This is a genomic window from Streptomyces saintjeani (assembly GCF_055409605.1).
The window spans coordinates 9,589,181-9,608,791 of the sequence record NZ_CP189624.1 but is presented as its reverse complement, the minus strand read 5'-3'; the positions used below and the strand labels follow the sequence as shown (position 1 = coordinate 9,608,791).

Below are 19,611 nucleotides of genomic sequence, written 5' to 3'. Positions count from 1 at the left end.
TGTCCGCATTTCACTTACCGATTTCCCTGTGCACTCTCCGGAGGTGAGAACCGCACGTCTTCGAGCAGTGCCCCGATCGACCGGTCCTCGCCGGTGGCAACGGCGGTCAGAAGGGCTTCGAGTGTCTTCCTCAGGTGGGGGACGGTTCCGTCCGGGAAGTACCCCGCGTAGTGGTTGAGGTTGACCAGCAGGGACTCCTGCCAGAGGGCCACCTCGACCCGCAGCGGGTGTTCCGTCTGGTTGATGAATTCCACCGGCTCCGCGTCCAGCAGACGGTGGAAACGGTCGAAGTTCTCGTCGAACTCGGGGAAGTGTTCGTTGACCACGTAGCTGTCGAAGAGGTCGCAGGACGGTGGCAGGCCGGCCAGCTCGTACAGGCGGGGTGCGGGCAGGTACTCGTACCGGCTGATCGTCGAGATCTTCCGCTGGAGCAGGTCCAGCCAACCGGAGAGGCGCATCGCGCGGTCGATCGAGACGCGTACCGGAAGGAAGTTGAAGAACTGTCCGACCGCGCGTTCGACGTCGAGCTGAGCCGTTCCCCGGCCGGAGAACACGGCGCCGAAGACGACCTCGGGCGCGCCGGTGACGGCGCCCAGTAGGAGTGCCCAGCAGCCCTGCACGACGGTGTGCAGCGTGAGGTCGAAGCGTCGTGCGAAACGGGTGAGGGCGGCCGTCTGCGCCGGAGGCAGCAGGACGCTCTCCTGGAGGTAGGGGCATCCGGGATCGGGCCTGCGCTCGGACGCGGGCAGCGCGATCCGCCACGCGGGCGAGGCGAGGCCGGCGAGCTGAGGGCGCCAGAACTCCTCGGCCTCCTCGGTGTCCCGGTGCTGCTGTGCCACGCAGAACTCGCCGAACGCGGTGCCGGGCGCGGCGGCGTCGAGGGGGGCGTCCGTCGTGATCGCCTCGTACGCGTCGAGCAGTTCCTTCATGACGATCATGTAGCTCCAGCCGTCGTGCTCGACGAGGCTGAACAGGTAGACGTACTCGTAGACGTGCTCCCGCATCCGGAAGAGGGCCAGGCTCATCTGGAGCGGGGCCTCGGGGTCGAAACCGCGGCGACGCCGTTCGGCGATGTACGCCTGGATGCGCCTTTCTTGTTCGACGGGCTGGACCGCGCGCCAGTCGTACGCGTCGATGCTCACGGCGACACCTTCGCGGACGACCTGGAGCGGGTGGCCCTCCACGGTCACATGGCTGGTGCGCAGCGCGGGGAACCGGTCGACGGTGTGCTGCCAGCTCCGTCGCAGCGCCTCGGGGCTGAAGCTCTCGCCGGTGATGCGGAACCGGTGGTGGATGACGTTGCTGCCGGACTGGCGGGTCTCGCGGATGCGGCGGTGCATGTGCGCCTGCGTACCCGTCGCCGGATAGACGTCCGAGGCGTCCGGGAACCGTTCCCGCACCCGCCGCACCAGGTCGGGTTCGATCCGTTCGTACGACCAGGCCGAAGGGGCGGCGTCGGCGAGGGTGCTCTTGCGGGAGACGGCCAGCTCCGCCAGGGCCGCGACGGTCTTGCTCTGGAAGACGTCCTGCGGGGTGAGCGACAGGCCACGGGCCGCGGCCCTGCTCACGACACGGATGGCGAGCAGGGAGTCGCCTCCCAGGGCGAAGAAGCCCGTGGACGTGCCGACCTCGTCGAGGCCGAGCACGTCCGCCCAGATCTCGGTGAGGATCGCCTCTTCGGGCGTGCGGGGCGCGGTGATCTCGTCCCCGGCCGCCGCCGTGTGCCGGGGCAGTGGCAGGGCACGCCGGTCCAGTTTGCCGTTGGCGTCCGTCGGCAGGTGCGGGAGCGCCACGATCGCCGAGGGGATCATGAACTCCGGGAGTTTGTCCCGCAGGAAGCCGTCGGCCTCCTCGGTGAGCCGGCGGCTGATCTCGTTGAGCAGCGGGTTGCCGATGTAGTGCCAGGCGGGGCGCAGGGCCCCGTCCGGCCCCGGCCAGCCCGGACCGGGGGCGACCGCGGGACGGTGCAGCACCACACGGTAGCTGCCGGTCGTCGTGCCCGGGGCCCAGCCGATGCGGGCGTGATATCCGTGGGCGTCGGCGAGCCGCCACCAGTCCTCGGGCTCCGTGGCGCCGGAGGCGGGCTCGGGCGGCAGGTCCTCGACACAGGTCGTGCCGCTGGCGGCGGCCAGGGCCGTGCGGAAGGCGTTGGCCGAGGCGAGACGCAGGTTGGGCACGTCGTCCACGATCAGCACGTCGGGACACTCGGTGCGCAGCACCCGGTCCACGTCGGCGACAGAGGTGGCCCCGGGCAGCCGCAGCGGCTCGGCGCCGGTGTTGCCCGTGGCCGCCGCGGGGGTCTCACCGATCCGCAGGACGACGTCGTAGCGGTACCGGGTCAGCTCGTTGTGGAAGTCACCTCGCTTGAGCAGCACGTCCACGTGTGAGATGCCCGGAATCTCGCGGGAGACCGCCAGGAAGAACTCGGGGTCGAGAGCGAGTTCCTGCTCCTGCGCGACACCCTGCCGCACCCGCGCCCGCAGGCGTTCCACCGAGAGCCCGGGTTCCGCCCTGGCCCGTTCCACCTCGGCGTGGAAGGTCTCCAGCAGGCTCAGGCTCCGCAGGTCGCCCAGGTAGATGACGCCCCCCGGGCGCAGCCGGGCAGCCGCGTCGGTGAGGACGCCGCGCAGGTAGGAAGGGTCCGGGAAGTACTGGACGACGGAGTTCAGCAGGACGAGGTCGAACTCCTGCTCGTCGAGGCCGCCGATGTCGTGGGCGGCGGCCGGGAACAGCCGTACCCGGGAGGCGGGAGGCAAGGTGGGGAGCAGGTGCGTTCCGATGTAGTCGATCGCTGTCGGCGACACGTCGGTGCCCCAGTACAGCTGGGTGCGCGGGGCGATCCGGGAGAGGAGCAACCCTGTGCCGCAGCCGATCTCCAGCACACGTTCCGGAGCGCATTCCCGTACCCGTTCCACGGTGCTGTCCACCCACAGCCGCATCTGTTCGGCGGGCAGCGGTTCGCCCGTGTAGCTGCTGTTCCAGCCGACGATGTTGAAGTCGGCGCCCTCGTCCCGGGTACCGGCTCGGGTACCGCCGTACGTGCGGTCGAAGACCTGGCTCCACTCGGTGACCTGGGTCGTGGCCAGTTCGGGGTCCCGGCCCCAGGTGTCGTCCGTGCGGGGCACGACGTATCCCACGAGCTGCTCGTGGCTGTCGGCGCCGTGGAGCCGGCGCGGGACCACCACGGCTTCACGGACCGCGGGGTGTTGTTCGAGGGCGCTCTCGATCTCGCCGGGTTCGATACGCAGTCCGCGGATCTTGACCTGGAAGTCGGTGCGCCCCAGGTAGACGATGTTTCCGTCCGGCTGGTAGCGGGCGAGGTCTCCCGTCCGGTACAGCTTTCCGCCGGCCGAGAACGGGTCGGGCACGAACCGCTCCTCGGTGAGTTCGGGGCGGCCCAGGTAGCCGCGGGCGACCTGGACACCGCCGATGAACAGCTCTCCGGTGACGCCGATCGGGACCGGGTTCATGGCCGGGTCGAGGAGGTGGATCGCGGTGTTGGCCACGGGCCTGCCGATGGGAACCGTCGTGGACGACGGCTCCCGGGGCACGGTCCAGTGGGTCACGTCGATCGCCGCTTCGGTGGGCCCGTACAGGTTGTGCAGGTGGCTGTGGGGCAGCCGGTCGAAGAAGCGGCGTGTCAGCGAGTAGGACAGCGCCTCGCCGCTGGTGAACACGCGCCGCACGGACGCGCAGTCCGGCACCCCGGGTTCCTCCAGGAAGACCTGGAGCATGGAGGGGACGAAGTGCAGGACGCTGACGTCCTGGCGCCGGATCAGCGCGGCCAGGTACCGGGCGTCCCGGTGCCCGCCGGGGTGGGCCAGCACCAGACGGGCCCCGGTCACCAGCGGCCAGAAGAACTCCCACACGGAGACGTCGAAGCTGAAGGGCGTCTTCTGCAGGACGCGGTCCCGCGCCGTCAGGCCGTACTCCTCCTGCATCCACAGGATGCGGTTGCGCACCGCCCGGTGGCTGATCATCGCCGCCTTGGGGCGTCCCGTCGAGCCGGAGGTGTAGATGAGGTACGCCAGGTCGTCGGGGCCCACCGGTACGTCGGGGGCGTGGGCGGGCTCCTCCCGCAGTCCGCTGTCCGGGGCGTCGAGGCACAGCACGTCGGCCCGGTGCGGTGGCAGGGAGTCCAGGAGCCCCTGCTGGGTGAGCAGGATGCGGGGCGCCGCGTCGTCGAGCATGAACGCACGCCGGTCGGCCGGGTAGTCGGGGTCGACGGGGAGGTAGGCGCCGCCCGCCTTGAGGATGCCCAGGAGCCCGATCACCAGCTCGGGCGACCGCTGGACGGAGATCGCGACGGGTTCGTCCCGGCGCACCCCCATCCGCACCAGCCGATGGGCCAGCTGGTTGGCCCTGCTGTCCAGTTCGGCGTAGGTGAGGGTGTGGCCGCGCTCCGTACCCGGTTCGGCGTCCTCGCACCACAGGGCGGTCGCCTCGGGGCAGCGGCGTGCCGTCTCCTCGACGAGGTGGTGCAGACCCTGGCCCGGCTGATCGGAGTAGTCACGTTCGGTACGGTTCCACTCCACCAGCTGAGCGCGTTCCGCGAGGGAGAGGACGGGCAGGTCGGCGACGCGCTCCCCCGGGCTGTCGACGATGGCGTCGAGCAGCAGACGGTAGGCGGCGACCATCCGTTCGGCCGTGGCGTGCTCGAAGATGTCGGAGTTGTACTCGACTTCGGCGTGCAGGCCGTCGTCCCCCTCCGTCAGGGAGATCCACAGGTCGAACTTGCTGGTGCCGTTGCGCAGTTCGCGCCCGCCGGTGAAGACCGTGTCCCGCCTGAAGTCGTCGGGAAGGCGCGGCTGGAGCGCGAGGCAGACCTGGAAGAGCGGGTTCATGCTCATCCCGCGCTCGGGGAGCAGTTCGGAGACCAGCAGCTCGAAGGGGATGTCCTGGTGGGCGTAGGCGCTCTTGGCCACGGCGCTGACCCGGGAGAGGACTTCGGGGAAGCTCGGGTCGCCGGACATGTCCGTCCGCAGCACCACGGTGTTGGCGAAGAACCCGAGGAGATTCTCGATGTCCGCGTGGTGCCGGCTCGCGACGGGGGTGCCGATGACGATGTCGTCGCTGCCGCTGAAGCGGTGCAGGAGGACGTCGAGAGCGGCCACCATCGTCATGAACAGCGTGACGCCGTGGTCCCGGGCGATCGCCTCCAGCGCGTCGACCCGCTCCCGGTCCACCCTGAAGTCGAGGCTGCCGCCCTCGAAGGTCTGGACGGCCGGCCGGGGCCGGTCCATGGGGAGTTCGAGCCCCGGGTTGCCCGTTCCGAGTTGCTCGCGCCAGAAGGAGAGCCCCCGCTCCAGCACGGGACCGCTGAGCCGCTCCCGCTCCCACCGGGTGAAGTCGCGGTACTGCACGGGCAGTTCCGGCAGGCGTACCGGCTCGCCGTGGGTGATCGCCTCGTACGCGGTCTGTAGCTCTTCGAGGAGGAGATAGCCGGACTGGCCGTCGGTGATGACGTGGTGCAGGGTGATCAGCATCCGGTGGCTGTCCGGGGCCAGCCGTACGAGGCGGGCGGTGAACAGCGGCCCGTCCGCGAGGTCGAACACGTGCCGGGCCATCGTGTGCGCGAGCCGGGCGAACTGCGTCGGCCGTTCCTCCTCCAGCAGGTCACCGAGGTCGGTCACGGGCAGTTCCACCCGCACCTGGTCGTGCACCCGCTGCCAGGGCGTGCCGTCGACGCTGGGGAAGTCGGTGCGCATCACCTCGTGCCGCTGGACGATCACCCGCAGGGCCTCGGTCAGGGCCCGTTCGTCCACCTCTCCGTCGAGAGTGAACTCGACGGTCACGTTGTAGGCGGGGCTGCCGGACACCATCCGGTCCAGGGACCACAGGCGTTGCTGCTGGAAGGTGAGCGGGACGCGGTCCGTGTCGCTGCTCGCCACCAGCTCCGGTTCCAGGGCGTCGGCGGACCGGGACAGCTCGCGGAGCGTGTCCGCGAGCGACGCGGGGGTGGGGTGGTCGAAGACGACCGTGGTGGGCAGGCTCAGCCCGGTCGCCTTCGTGAGGTGGTTGCGCAGTTCGAGCGCGCTCATGGAACTGAGGCCGAGCTGGAGCAGGTTGTCGTCCGGGGCGACGTCCTGGCCGCCGGCGTGGCCGAGGACGGCGGCTGCGGCGGCCCGTACGACAGCGAGCAGGTCCGCGTACCGGACCGGGCCGCCCGAGACCGGCTCGGCCTCTTCCTCCGGCCCCGGGACGGCCAGGGCGCGGGCGGGCGGCTGCCCCGGGTCGGGCCCGTCCAGCCAGTACCGGCGGCGCTGGAACGCGTAGGTCGGCAGGTCGACCGGACGCCCTCCGGCCGGCCGCCAGTCCACCGGCACGCCCTGCGCGTACGCTTCGGCCGCCGACGCCAGCATGCGGGCCATGCCGCCCTCGTCGCGCCGCAGGGTGCCGACCGTGCGGGCGTCGTCGGGCAGGGCGGGCAGGAGCACGGGGTGCGGGCTCGACTCGATGAAGAGGGTGTAGCCCTGTTCCCTGAGGCTCTCGATCGCGGGGCCGAACCGGACGGTCTCGCGCAGGTTGCGGTACCAGTACTCGGCGTCGAGTGCCGACGTGTCCAGCCAGTCGCCGGTGACGGTGGAGAAGAACGGGATCCGCGAGGGCTTGGGAGACGTACCGGCGACGGCGTCGAGGAGGGGCGCCCGCACCGATTCGACCTGCGGCGAGTGCGAGGCGTAGTCCACCGGAATCCGGCGCACCCGCGCTCCGGCGGTCTCGTACCGCTCCACCAGCGCCTCCAGCGCCTCGGTGGCCGCGGACACGACGAGGGAGGACGGGCCGTTGACCGCCGCCAACGAGACGTCGTCACCGATCAGTTCGCCGTGCTCGACGGCGGCCATGCCGCCCCCGCCCGCGAGCTGCCTCGCGATGATCCGGCTGCGCGTCGCGACGACGCGGGCGGCGTCCTCAAGGGTCAGCGCGCCGGCCACGTACGCGGCGGCGATCTCGCCCTGCGAGTGCCCCACCACCGCCGCCGGTTCGACACCCAGCGAACGCCACAGCTCCGCCAGGGACACCATCACCGAGAACAGCAGCGGCTGGACGACGTCGACCCTGCCGAGATCGAGGTCGTCGTCCAGCACCGACCAGTCCGTGAAAGGCGCCAGCGCCTCGGCGCAGCGCCGCATCGACGTGGCGAACACCTCCGACGACTCCAGCAGTTCCCTGGCCATGCCCGCCCACTGGGAGCCCTGGCCGGGAAAGACGAACACCGGCTTGGGCCTGCCCGCGGCCACCCCCGACACCACCCCCGCCGCCGGGTCGCCCTTCGCCAGAGCCGTCAGCTTCGGCAGGAACTCCGCGCGGTCGCGGCCCAGCACCACCGCGCGATGCGGGAAGACGCTGCGCGCCGTCAGCAGCGAGTGGGCCACGTCGACGGGCGCCATCTGGGGCCTGCCCTCGACGAACGCCGCGAGCCTGCCGGCCTGGGCGCGCAGCGCGCCCTCGGTGCGGCCCGACAGGACCCACGGGACGACGGCCTCAGCCGGTGTGCCCGGGAGGTCGCAGGTCTCCTGCGGCGCCTGTTCCAGGATGACGTGGGCGTTGGTCCCGCTGACGCCGAACGACGACACCGCCGACCTGAACGGGCGCCCCGTCACCGGCCAGGGCCTGCTCCCGGTCAGCAGCTCGACGGCTCCCGCGTCCCAGTCCACCTTCGGTGACGGCTCGTCCACGTGCAGGGTCCGCGGGACGACGCCGTGCCGCATCGCCTCCACCATCTTGATCACCCCGGCCACTCCGGCGGCGGCCTGGGTGTGCCCGATGTTCGACTTCACCGAGCCGAGCAGCACCGGCTGCCCGGGCTCCCGCCCCTGCCCGTAGACGGCGATGACGGCCTGCGCCTCGATGGGGTCACCGAGCACCGTGCCCGTGCCGTGCGCCTCGATCACGTCGATGTCCGCCGGAGCGAGACCCGCGTTGCGCAGGGCCGCCCGGATCACGCGCTGCTGCGAGGGCCCGTTCGGCGCGGTGAGCCCGCTGCTGGCGCCGTCCTGGTTGACGGCGCTGCCACGGATCACGGCCAGCACCGGATGCCCCGCGCTCCTGGCGTCCGACAGCCGTTCCACCAGCAGCATGCCCACGCCCTCCGCCCAGGCGACCCCGTCGGCGGCGGCGGCGAAGGACTTGCAGCGGCCGTCCGGGGCGAGCCCGCCCTGCCGGGAGAAGTCGACGAAGGTCTCCGGGGTCGCCATCACCGCCGCGCCGCCCACCAGCGCCAGCGAGCAGTCCCCCTGGCGCAGTGCCTGACCGGCCAGGTGCACGGCCACCAGGGAGGAGGAACACGCCGTGTCCACGGTCACCGCCGGGCCTTCGAGGCCCAGGGTGTAGGAGATGCGGCCCGACGCCACGCTGCCCGCACTGCCGTTGCCGAGGAAACCCGACAGTTCCTCCGGCGCGGTGGGCCACCGGGAACCGTAGTCCCCGTACATCAGCCCGACGAACACACCGGTCCGGCTGCCCCGCAGGGAGAGCGGGTCGATACCGGCCCGCTCCACCGCCTCCCAGGAGCACTCCAGCAGGAGGCGCTGCTGGGGGTCCATCGCCAGTGCCTCGCGGGGGGAGATCCCGAAGAAGGGGGCGTCGAAACCGGAGCAGTCGTGGAGGAAGCCGCCTTCCGTCGTCGCACAGCGGTCGCCGACGTCCCAGCCACGGTCGTCGGGGAAGGGCGTGATCGCGTCCCGGGCGTCGGCGACGAGCTGCCACAGCTCCTCGGGGCCGGTGACGCCCCCGGGGTACCGGCAGGCCATGCCGACGATCGCCAGGGGTTCGTCGGCCGCCGCCCGTAACCGCTCGTTCTCGCGGCGCAGGCGCTCGGTTTCCAGGAGGGAGGCGCGCAGGGCGGCGATGGCGCGCTCGTTCGTCGCGGCGGTGTGCACGGTGCCCGCGCCGGGACTCGTCTCGGTGGCGCTCTCGTCGGCGTCGGGGGTGGTCGGGGTCATGGGGAAACCTCCAGGTGCTGCCACGTCACTGCTGGGCGCCGTCGAGCGCCAATCGGATGAGCTGGTCGTCGGTCATCGACCTGATCCCGCCGGTGTCCTGCCGCGGTGCCGCGTCCGGGGTGCCGGGGAGGCCGGTGGGGGACGGCGCCGGGGAGACCGCGAGGCCGGCGAGCCCCAGGAGGGCCTCCAGCAGGCCGGCCTCCCGCAGGCGTGCGACCGGGATCCCGGCGAGCGCGGTGCGCACCCGGGCCTCGGCGGGGTCTTCCCCGCCGGCGTCCCCCGTGTCCTGACCGGACAGCCGCTCCAGCAGATGGCCCGCCAGAGCGGTGACGTTGGGGTGGTCGAAGACCAGCGTGGTCGCCAGCGCGAGGCCCGTGTGCGTGTGCAGCCGGTTGCGCAGCTCCACGGCCGCGAGGGAGTCCACGCCCAGGTCGAGGAAGCCGCGTGCGGTGTCGAGCCGCGCCGGCGCGGTGTGCCCGAGGACGGCCGCGAGCTGGTCCCGCACGACATCGACCACCGCCTCCAGCCGATCGGCGGGCCGCACGGCCGCCAGCCGTTCACCGAGCAGCGGACCACCCTGCCCGACGGCAGGGGCGGCGCCGGTGCGGGCCGGTGCCGGGGGACGCAGCAGGGGTGACAGGGCGCCGCTGCCTTCGGGACGTCGGCGCAGGGCGGCGGCGTTCAGCTTCACGGGCACGGCCACCGCGTCGTCGCCGGCGACCGCGCGATCGAACAGCGCCAGTCCCTCCGGCGTCGACAGCGCGCCGATCCCGGCCCGGCCGAGCCGTTCCAGGTCGGCGTCGGTGAGGCTGCCGGTGATACCGGCGGAGGGCTCCCACAGGCCCCAGGCGAGCGACAGCGCGGGCAGACCGCCGGCCGCACGATGCTGGGCCAGGCCGTCGAGGTAGGCATTGGCCGCCGCGTAGTTCGCCTGCCCCGCGCTGCCGAGGGTCCCGGCCGCCGACGAGAACATCGCGAACATCGTCAGATCCAGATCGCGGGTCAGCTCGTGCAGATGCCGGGCCGCGATCGCCTTGGGCTCCAGGACGGCGGTGAGCCGCTGCGGGGTGAGCCGGGTGACGACGCCGTCGTCGAGGGCACCCGCCGCGTGGATCACCGCACCCAGCGGACGGTCCGCCGGGATCGCGGCGAGCAGGTGCCGCAGCGCCTCCCGGTCGGCGACGTCACAGCCGGCCACCGTGGCGTCGGCTCCCAGTGCGGCCAGCTCGGCGACCAGCTCGGGCACCCCCGGACGATCGGGGCCCTGGCGGTTCACCAGCAGCAGGTGCCGGGCTCCGTAGTGCGCCACGAGGTGCCGGGCGAAGGCCGCGCCCAGCGTCCCCGTGCCGCCCGTGACGAGGACCGTGCGGTGCGGCGGCAGGACCGGCTTCGGCAGGTCGGCGCCCGGCCGGCCGGTGACCGGTACGAGGCGGGGCACCAGGAGGCGTCCGCCGCGCGACGCCAGCTGGGGCGCGTCGGTGTCGGGCAGGGCCACCGGCTGCTTCGGCCCCGGGCTCTCGGCGTCCAGCAGGACGAACCTGCCGGGGTGCTCCGCCTGGGCGGAGCGCACCAGCCCCCACACGGCCGCGGCGGCCGGGTCGGTGTCCTCGCCGGCCCGGGTGGCGACGGCCCGGTGGGTGACGATCACCAGCCGTGCGCCCTCCCGGTCCGCCTGTTCGGCCGCCAGCCACTCCTGGACCACGGACAGGGCCCACCGCGTGACCTCCTCGACCGGCCCCTCGGGACAGGCGGCCACGACGTCCTTCGTGTCCGGCCGGGCTCGCGCGTCGTCGGGCAGCGCCGACCAGACCACTCGGTGCAGGAACCGCCCGGCGTCCCCGGACATCACCCGCAGAGCGAGCGCCTCGGCGGAGAGCACCGCGCGGCCCTCGGGGTCGGCCGCGTGCAGCGACACGGTGTCCGGGCCGGACACACGCAGCCGGACCCGCAGCACGCGGGCGCCCGCACGGTGCACCCTGACGCCGCGCCACTCGTACGGCACCCGGGGCCCGCCCGCGGGCCGGTCGGTGGCCCCCGTGAGGAACAGGGCGTGCAGCGCGCTGTCCCAGAGAGCCGGGTGCAGACCGAAGCCGTCGACCGGCTCGTCGTCGCCCAGCTCGACGTCGGCGAACACCTCGTCGCCACGGCGCCACACGGCCCGTACGCCCCGGAAGGCGGGCCCGTAGCCGTACCCCCGCTCCGTCAGGTCCTCGTAGAGGGAGGAGACGTCCACGGGCGCGGCCTGCGGCGGCCATGCCTCGGCGGCGAAGTCGAACCCGGTGGCGGCGTCCTCGGGCCGCTGGTCGCCGAGCCGGCCGGACGCGTGGAGCGTCCACGGCTCCTGCGGTGCGGCCTGGGCGTGGATGCCCACCGCTCCGTCGCCCTCGACGACCAGCCGCAGCCGGGTCCCTTCGCCGTCGGGGACCGTCAGGGGGGCGTGCAGGGTGAGTTCCCGCAGGACCGGCCGGTCCACCTCGGCGCCCGCCGCGCAGGCGAGTTCGGCCAGGGCGGCGCCCGGCACCAGCACCACCCCGCCGATGCTGTGGTCGGCCAGCCACGGGTGAGCATCCCGGGTGACGGCCCCGCTCATCACCAGCCCACCCGATCCGGGCAGCCTGGTCGCCGCCCCGAGCAGCGGGTGCTCGCAGACGTCCAGCCCCAGCAGAGCGGGCCGGTGCCGGGCCGGGCGGGCGTCGAGCCAGTAACGCTGTCGCTGGAAGGCGTACGTCGGCAGTTCGACGCGGTCGCCTTCGAGGACGGACGCCCAGTCCACCTCCGCGCCGTGCACGTGCAGTCGGGCCAGGGCGGTGAGCGCGGACCGGGGCTCCTCCCGTCCCGAGCGCAGCAGCGGCAGGAACAGCCGTTCGTCACCGTGGCCGCCGGCGACCCCGGTGAGCTGATCCGAACCCACCTCCAGGAACACGGTCGAACCGGCCGCGCGGAGGGTCGTGAGGGCGTCGTCGAACCGTACGGTCTCCCGCACCTGCCGGGCCCAGTACCGGTGGTCCACCAGTGACGGATCGACGGTCTCGCCCGTCACCGTGGAGACCCAGCCGATCGGCGGGTTCGTGTGCGGGGCGTGGGGCGCGAGGGAGGCGGCGAGAGCCGTGAACTCCGCCAGCATCGGGTCCATGCGCGCCGAGTGGAAGGCGTGCGACACCCGCAGCCGCTTGGTGCGCGCCCCACGTGAACGCCACACGGCCTCGGCCCTGAGCACCGCGTCCTCGTCGCCCGACAGGACCAGCGAGTCCGGCGCGTTCACCGCGGCGACACTCAACGACGGCTCGGTGGCGGCCAGCCACTGCCTCATCTCCGGTTCGGCGGCCTGGACCGCGACCATGGCCCCGCCTGCGGGCAGGGCCGCCATCAGGCGCCCGCGCGCGGCCACGAGCCCAGCCGCGTCGGGGAGCGGCAGTACGCCGCAGACGTGCGCCGCCGCCAGCTCTCCCACGGAGTGTCCCGCGACGAGATCGGGCCGCAGACCCCAGCTCTCCAGCAGCCGGAAGGCGGCGACCTCCAGCGCGAACACGGCCGGCTGGGTGTAGTCCGTCCGGTCCAGCAGCCGCGCCCGGTCACTGCCGGCCGCCGCGAAGAGCACCGTCCGCAGGGGTGCGTCGAGGTGGCGGTCCAGCGCCCCGCACACCTCGTCGAGACTCTCCCGGAACGCCCCGTACGCGGCGGCCAGTTCCCGGCCCATGCCGGCCCGCTGGAAACCCTGTCCGGAGAAGAGGAAGGCGACCTTGCCCCGCTGTGCCGCCCGGCCCCGCACGGTGTTCGCCGGCTGCCCGCCCGAGGCCAGGTCCGCCAGCCCCTTCAGCAGGTCCGCGCGCTCCGAGCCCACCAGCGCCGCGCGGTGTTCCAGCGCCGGGCGCGTGGTCGCCAGCGACAGGGCGACATCGGCGAGGCGTGCCTCGGGGCGGGCCCGCAGGTGGTCCAGGAGGCGCCTGGCCTGGCCGGGCAGGGCGGATGCGCTTCTGGCACTGAGGAGCAGGGGGACCGGGGTCGTCGCGTCCGGTTCGCCGCCTGCCCGCGCAGGCTGCGGCTGCGGCTGCGGCTGCGGCTGCGGCTGTTCGAGGATCACGTGGGCGTTCGTGCCGCCGATGCCGAAGGAGGAGACGCCGGCGCGGCGGGGCCGGGCGCGGTCGGGCCAGGACCGGGCCTCGGACAGCAGGGCGACGCCACCGCCCTCCCAGTCGACCTTCGGGGACGGTTCGTCCGCGTGCAGGGTCTTGGGCAGTATCCCGTGGCGCATGGCCAGCACCATTTTGATCACTCCGGCCGCGCCGCCGGCCGCCTGCGTGTGACCGAGGTTCGACTTGACCGAGCCCAGCCACAGCGGGTGGTCCCCCCGGTGGGAGTCCCCGTAGACCGCCTGAAGGGCCCGTGCCTCGATGGGGTCGCCCAGCACGGTCCCGGTGCCGTGCGCCTCCACCGCGTCGACGTCGGCGGCGGTGAGGCCGGCCCGGGACAGCGCCTCCTCGATGACGCGCTGCTGGACACGCCCGTTCGGCGCGGTCAGACCGTTGCTCGCCCCGTCCTGGTTGACGGCGGAGCCACGGATCACCGCCAGCACGGGGTGGCCGGCCCGGCGCGCGTCGGAGAGCCGCTCCAGCAGCAGCATGCCCGCGCCCTCCGCCCAGCTCGTCCCGTCGGCACCGGCGCCGAAGGACTTGATGCGGCCGTCCGGTGCCAGACCGCGCTGGCGGCTGAACTCGGTGAAGCAGAAAGGGGTCGACAGCACGGTCACGCCACCGGCCAGCGCCATGCTGCTCTCGCCGAGCCGCAGCGACTGGCAGGCCAGGTGCAGGGCCACCAGGGAGGACGAACAGGCCGTGTCGACGGTCACCGCAGGGCCCTCGGCACCGAGGTAGTGGGCGACCCTGCCCGAGTCGACGGCGCCCGTGTTGCCGGTCGCGAGGTAACCCTCCAGCGCGCCGGGCGGCTCGGGCAGGCGCTGCGCGTAGTCGTGGTACATCACCCCCGCGAAGACCGCGGTACGGCTGCCCTTGAGCGTCATCGGGTCGATCCCCGCGCGTTCGATCGCCTCCCACGACGTCTCCAGGAGAAGACGCTGCTGGGGATCCATGGCCAGGGCTTCCTTGGGGGAGATCCCGAAGAAGTCCGCGTCGAAGTCGGCGACGCCGTCGAGGAAGCCGCCGTGCCGGGTGTACGACGTGCCCGGGATGTCGGGGTCCGGATCGTAGAGCCGTTCCAGGTCCCAGCCGCGGTCGGCGGGAAACGCGCTGATCGCGTCCGTACCCGAGGACACCAGCGCCCACAGGTCGTCCGGGGTCTGGACGCCACCCGGGAAGCGGCAGGCCAGGCCGACGATCACGATCGGGTCGTCGTCGGCGGACGGGGCCGGGGCGGCGGGGCCGGCGGGCGCCCCGGCCTGGCGCGGTCCATGTCCGTCGAGCTGGTCCAGCACATGGCCCACGACGTCGGACGGGGTGGGGTGGTCGAAGACGAGGGTCGGGGACAGCCGCAGGCCGGTCGCCCTGCTGAGGCCGTTGCGCAGTTCGAGAGCCATCAGCGAGTCCATGCCGAGGTCCTTGAAGCTGCGGTCGGCATCGACGTCGTCGGCGCTCCCGTGGTCGAGGATCTCGGCCGCCGTCGCCCGCACCAGGCCGAGGACGGCCTGCGCGCGCTCCTCGCCCCTGAGGCCGTCCAGCCGCGCACGGGCGGTGCCGTGCGCCGCCGCGCTCGGGGCGGGGGGCCTGAGTGCGGGCACGAGACCCCGCAGCAGGGGGCCGGGCTCGTCGTCCGCCCCGGCGGGGGCCGGCCGGAGCAGAACCGTCAGCGGACGGTCCAGCAGGAGCGCCGCGTCGAACAGGCGCAGGGCGCTCTGCTTCGGGAGCTCCCCGACACCGGCGCGCGCGAGCCGGGAGCGGCCTGCGCCGTCCAGAGTGCCGGCCATGCCGCCGCCCTCCCAGGGGCCCCAGGCCAGCGCGCAGGCCGCGCGCCCTTCTTGCCGGCGCTGGTGGGCCAGCGCGTCGAGGAAGGTGTTGGCCGCCGCGTATCCCGCCTGGCCCGCGGTGCCCAGCACACCGGCGGCGGAGGAGAAGAGCACGAAAGCGGAGAGGTCCAGGTCACGGGTCGCCTCGTGCAGATTCCAGGCGCCCGTCGCCTTGGGGGCGAACACGTCGGCGAGGCGGTCGGCGCTCTGTGCGGCGAGCACGCCGTCGTCGAGGACACCGGCGGTGTGCACGACCGCGGTGAGCGGATGGTCCCCGGGGATCTCGGCGAGCAGCGCGCCGAGCGCCACCCGGTCGGAGACGTCGCACGCGGCGACCCGCGCCTGGGCGCCGTACCGGCCGAGTTCGGCGACCAGGCCGGCGGCGCCCTCGGCCGCGGGACCGCGCCGCGAGGCCAGGAGCAGGTGCCGCACCCCGCGCGTGGCCACCAGATGCCGGGCCACCTCGGCGCCCAGGGCGCCCGTGGCCCCGGTGATGAGGACGGTGCCCTCCTGGTCCCACGGCGTCGGGGCAGGCGCACCGGGGACTGCGGGCAGCGGCACCAGCCGGGGTGCCAGTATCCGCCCGGCGCGCAGCGCGAGTTGGGGCTCGCCGGTGCGCAGCAGGGCGGCCCGCAGGACGCGGGCGCTGGGCGCACCGCCGTCCACATCGATGACGGCGAACCGGCCCGGGTGCTCGGTCTGCGCCGTGCGCAGCAGGCCCCACAGCGGGGACTGGGCGAGCGTGAGGACGTCGTCGTCGTGCGCGGCGACGGCCCGTGTGGTCAGCACGGTCAGCCGGGACCCGGTGAACCGTCCGTCGGCCAGCCACTCCTGGAGCAGGCGCAGGAGCCGGCCGGTCGTCGCCTCGGCGCTCCCGGCAGGGTCGTCGCCGGCGTCGGGGGCGAGGGGGACCACCACGTGCGCCGGCCCGCCGGGCGCGGCGAGATCGGGGTGGACCGGGGCATCGCGCAGCCCGGCGGGGACCTCCCCCAGCGCCGTGCACACGACGACGCGCTCGTCACTCGTCCCGTCGCCCGCCGCGACGGGCACCCAGTCCACCCGGTGGAGCGCGTCCGACCCGGTGTCCAGCCGTAACCGGTCCGCGGTGACCGGCCTCGTCGTCAGCGAACCGACCTCGGCCACGAGCAGGCCCGCCTCGTCGAAGAGCGTGACCGACACGCGGTCCGGCGCGTGCGTGCGGAGCCTGCACCGCAGAGCCCTCGCGCCGGTCGCGTGCAGCCGGAGGTCCGACCAGACGAAGGGCAGCGAGAGCGACCCGTCGGGGCCGCCCAGGTCCATGGCGTGCAGCGCGGAGTCCAGCAGCACGGGATGCAGGCCGAACCGCGCGGCGTCCTCGCGGAGTTCCTCCGGCAGCGCCACCTCGGCGAAGACCTCGCCGGCCAGCCGCCAGGCGGCACGCAGCCCCTGGAAGGAAGGGCCGTAGTCGAGGCCGCGCTCGGCCAGCGCCCGGTAGACGCCGGGCACGTCGACGCGCTCGGCGCCCGGGGGTGGCCACGCACCGGCCCAGGAGGTACGAGCCGGCTCGCACGACGGCACGCCGAGCATCCCCACCGCGTGCCGCCTCCACCCCTGCCCGGACATCGCGTGGACGGTGACGGCGCGGCGCCCCTCCCGGGTGGCGGGGCCGACCGCGACCTGCACCTGAAGGGCGCCGCCTTGGGGCAGCACCATCGGTGCCTCCAGCGTCAACTCCTCCACCACCGTGCCCCCGCCCGCCGGCTCCCCCGCCCGGCCGACGAGCTCCGCCTGCGCCGCCGCCGGGAACAGCACGCTGCCGAGGACGGCGTGGTCGGCCAGCCAGGGGTGGGTGTCGAGCCCGATCCGTCCGGTGAACAGGGTGCTTCCGTCACCGGCGACGGTGAGGACGGCCCCCAGCAGCGGGTGGCCGGGCGCGCCGGCCTCGCCACCGCGCGGCCCGGACGGGGCGAGCCAGTACCGGCGGCGCTGGAAGGGGTACGCGGGCAGATCGACGGCAGGGGCCGCCGACGGCGTGAACAGCGCACCCCAGTCGACGGCGGCCCCGTTCACGAACGCGGACGCCAGTGCGTCGGTGACGGCTCGGGCCTCGTCGCGGCGGCGGCGCAGCGTCGGTATCACGACCGGTTCACGGCGGCGGGCCGCACGCTCCGCGCCGCCGGCCGGCGCCGGCTCGGCGCAGTCCGCCAGGCAGTCGCGCACCAGGGTGGACAGGGACCCGTCGGGGCCGATGTCGACGAACGTCGCCGCGCCCTCCTCCCACAGCCGTCGCACCCCGTCGAGGAACCGGACCGGCTCCCGCACATGCCTGACCCAGTGCTCGGCGGTGCACAGCTCGGCGGAGCCGGCGACGTCGCCGGTCAGGGTCGACACCAGCGGGATCTTCGGAGCGGCGAACGACAGCCCCTGCGCCACCCGCCGGAAGCCGGCCAGCATGGGATCCATCAGCGGCGAGTGGAACGCGTGGCTCACCCGCAGTCGCCTGGTCTCCACGCCCTTCTCCGCCAGCCTGCCGGCCACCTCGGTCACGGCGCCCTCGGCGCCGGAGACCACCACCGACCGGGGCCCGTTGACCGCCGCGACGGCGGCTTCGCCCCCCACGGTCCGCAGGACGTCCAGCACGTCGTCCTCCGAGGCGCGTACCGCCACCATCGCCCCGGCCGTCTCCAGCTCCCGCATCAGCCGGCCACGCGCCGCGACCAGGGTGCACGCGTCCTCGGTCGAGAGCACGCCGGCCACGTGCGCGGCGGCGATCTCACCGATGGAGTGCCCGCCCACCAGGTCGGGGCGCAGACCGAACGACTCCAGCAGCCGGCAGAGCGCCACCTCGGTCGCGAACAGGGCGGGCTGGGTGAACTCCGTGCGGTCCAGCACCTGGGAGTCCGCGTCGAGGACCACCGCGTGCAGGGACCGCCCGAGCGCCGGGTCGAAGTGCCGTGCCAGCTCGTCGAACGCCGCCCGGTAGACGGGGAAGCGGGTGTACAGCTCGCCGCCCATGCCCGCCCGCTGGCTGCCCTGCCCGGCGAAGACGAAGGCGAGCGCACCGCCGTCCGCGACCCCCTGGGCCAGCCGTCGCGCGGACCGGCCCGCGGCGAGCTGCCCGAGGTCCTCGACGAGGCCGTCGCGGTCGCCGGGGAACAGTACGGCCCGGTGCTCCAGGGCCGACCTGCCGACGGCCAGCGCGTGCCCCACCTCGCCCGCACCGAGCCCGGCATCGGCCCGCAGCCGCGCCCGCAGCCGCGCCGCCTGCTCGGCCAGCGCGGACGCGGTCCGCGCCGAGAGGACGACCGGGACGTGGTCGGCGTGCACCGGCTCGGGGGGCGGCGCGGCCGGCGGCGGGGGTGCTTCCTCGACGATCACGTGGGCGTTGGTGCCGCTGATGCCGAAGGAGGAGACGCCCGCCCTGCGCGGCCCGTCCCGCTCGGGCCACGGCACGGCCTCGGTCAGCAAGGACACCGTGCCCGCGCTCCAGTCGACGAACGGCGAGGGCGTATCGGCGTGCAGGGTCCTCGGCAGCATGCCGTGCCGCAGCGCCAGCACCATCTTGATCACGCCCGTGACCCCGGCGGCGCCCTGGGCGTGACCGAGGTTGGACTTCACCGACCCCAGCCACAGCGGGTCCCGGGGCGTGCGCGCCCGCCCGTACGTCGCCAGCAGGGCCTGGGCCTCGATGGGGTCGCCGAGCCGGGTCCCGGTGCCGTGCGCCTCGACGGCGTCCACGTCGGCGGCGGTGAGCCCGGCGCTGTCCAGAGCCGCTCGGACGACACGCTCCTGGGCCGGGCCGCTCGGGGCGGTCAGACCGTTGCTGGCGCCGTCCTGGTTGACGGCGCTGCCGCGGATCACGGCCAGCACCCGGTGACCCGCCGCGCGCGCCGTGGACAGCCGCTCCACCACCAGCACGCCCACGCCCTCGGACCAGCCCGTGCCGTCCGCCTCGGCGGAGAAGGCCCGGCAGCGGCCGTCCCCGGACATGCCGCGCTGCTTGTCGAACTCCACGAACAGCCAGGGCGAGGGCATGACGCAGACCCCGCCGACCAGCGCCAGCGAACACTCCTGCCGGCGCAGCGACTGCGCCGCCAGGTGGAGGGCGACCAGGGACGACGAGCAGGCGGTGTCGACGGTGAGGGCGGGACCCTCCAGGCCCAGGGTGTAGGCGAGCCGCCCGGACAGCACACTGGCCGCGTCGCCGGTCACCCGCAGCCCGGTGACGCCGGGCTGCGGCTCGTGCAGCGCGGGACCGTACGGCTGGTGGAAGCCGCCGACGAACACGCCGGTTCGGCCGCCCTTCAGGGAGAGGGGGCCGATGGCCGCCCCTTCGAGCGCCTCCCAGGCCGTCTCCAGGAGCACCCGCTGCTGGGGGTCCATCGCCAGCGCCTCGCGGGGCGAGATCCCGAAGAACTCGGCGTCGAAGTCGGCGGCGCCGTCGAGGAATCCGCCCTGCCGGCAGTAGTCCGCCCCGTCGTCTCGGGGGCCGGGGTCCCAGCCGCGGTCAGGGGGGAACGCGCCGATGGCGTCGCCCCCGGCGGCGAGCAGGGTCCACAGCTCCTCGGGGGAGGTCACTCCGCCGGGCAGGCGGCACCCCATTCCGACGATCGCGATCGGTTCCGCGGCGGCATCGGTGAGCTCCTGGTTGTGCCGGCGCAGCCGGTCGGTCTCCTTGAGGGAGGTGCGCAGGGCGCGGACGAGGTCCGCACGGGAGGGGTCGGTCATGGT

2 protein-coding genes are annotated in these 19,611 nt (G+C 74.1%); both read right to left on the bottom strand.

Translation table 11 applies throughout. From position 1 onward, the window contains the following. Positions 1–14: 14 nt before the first annotated feature. Positions 15–8,945 carry an amino acid adenylation domain-containing protein gene (locus ACQCO7_RS42925; protein WP_464076941.1) on the bottom strand — a complete coding sequence of 2,977 codons (8,931 nt, stop codon included), beginning with the start codon at positions 8,943–8,945 and terminating at the stop codon, positions 15–17. Positions 8,946–8,970: 25 nt separating this feature from the next. Further along, positions 8,971–19,608 carry an SDR family NAD(P)-dependent oxidoreductase gene (locus ACQCO7_RS42920; protein WP_464076940.1) on the bottom strand — a complete coding sequence of 3,546 codons (10,638 nt, stop codon included), beginning with the start codon at positions 19,606–19,608 and terminating at the stop codon, positions 8,971–8,973. Between the last annotated feature and the right edge of the window lie 3 nt (positions 19,609–19,611).

Coding starts and splice junctions, on each gene's coding strand:
- ACQCO7_RS42920 (WP_464076940.1), bottom strand. CDS start 19,608: ATGACCGACCCCTCCCGTGCGGACCTCGTCCGCGCCCTGCGCACCTCC.
- ACQCO7_RS42925 (WP_464076941.1), bottom strand. CDS start 8,945: ATGACCCCGACCACCCCCGACGCCGACGAGAGCGCCACCGAGACGAGT.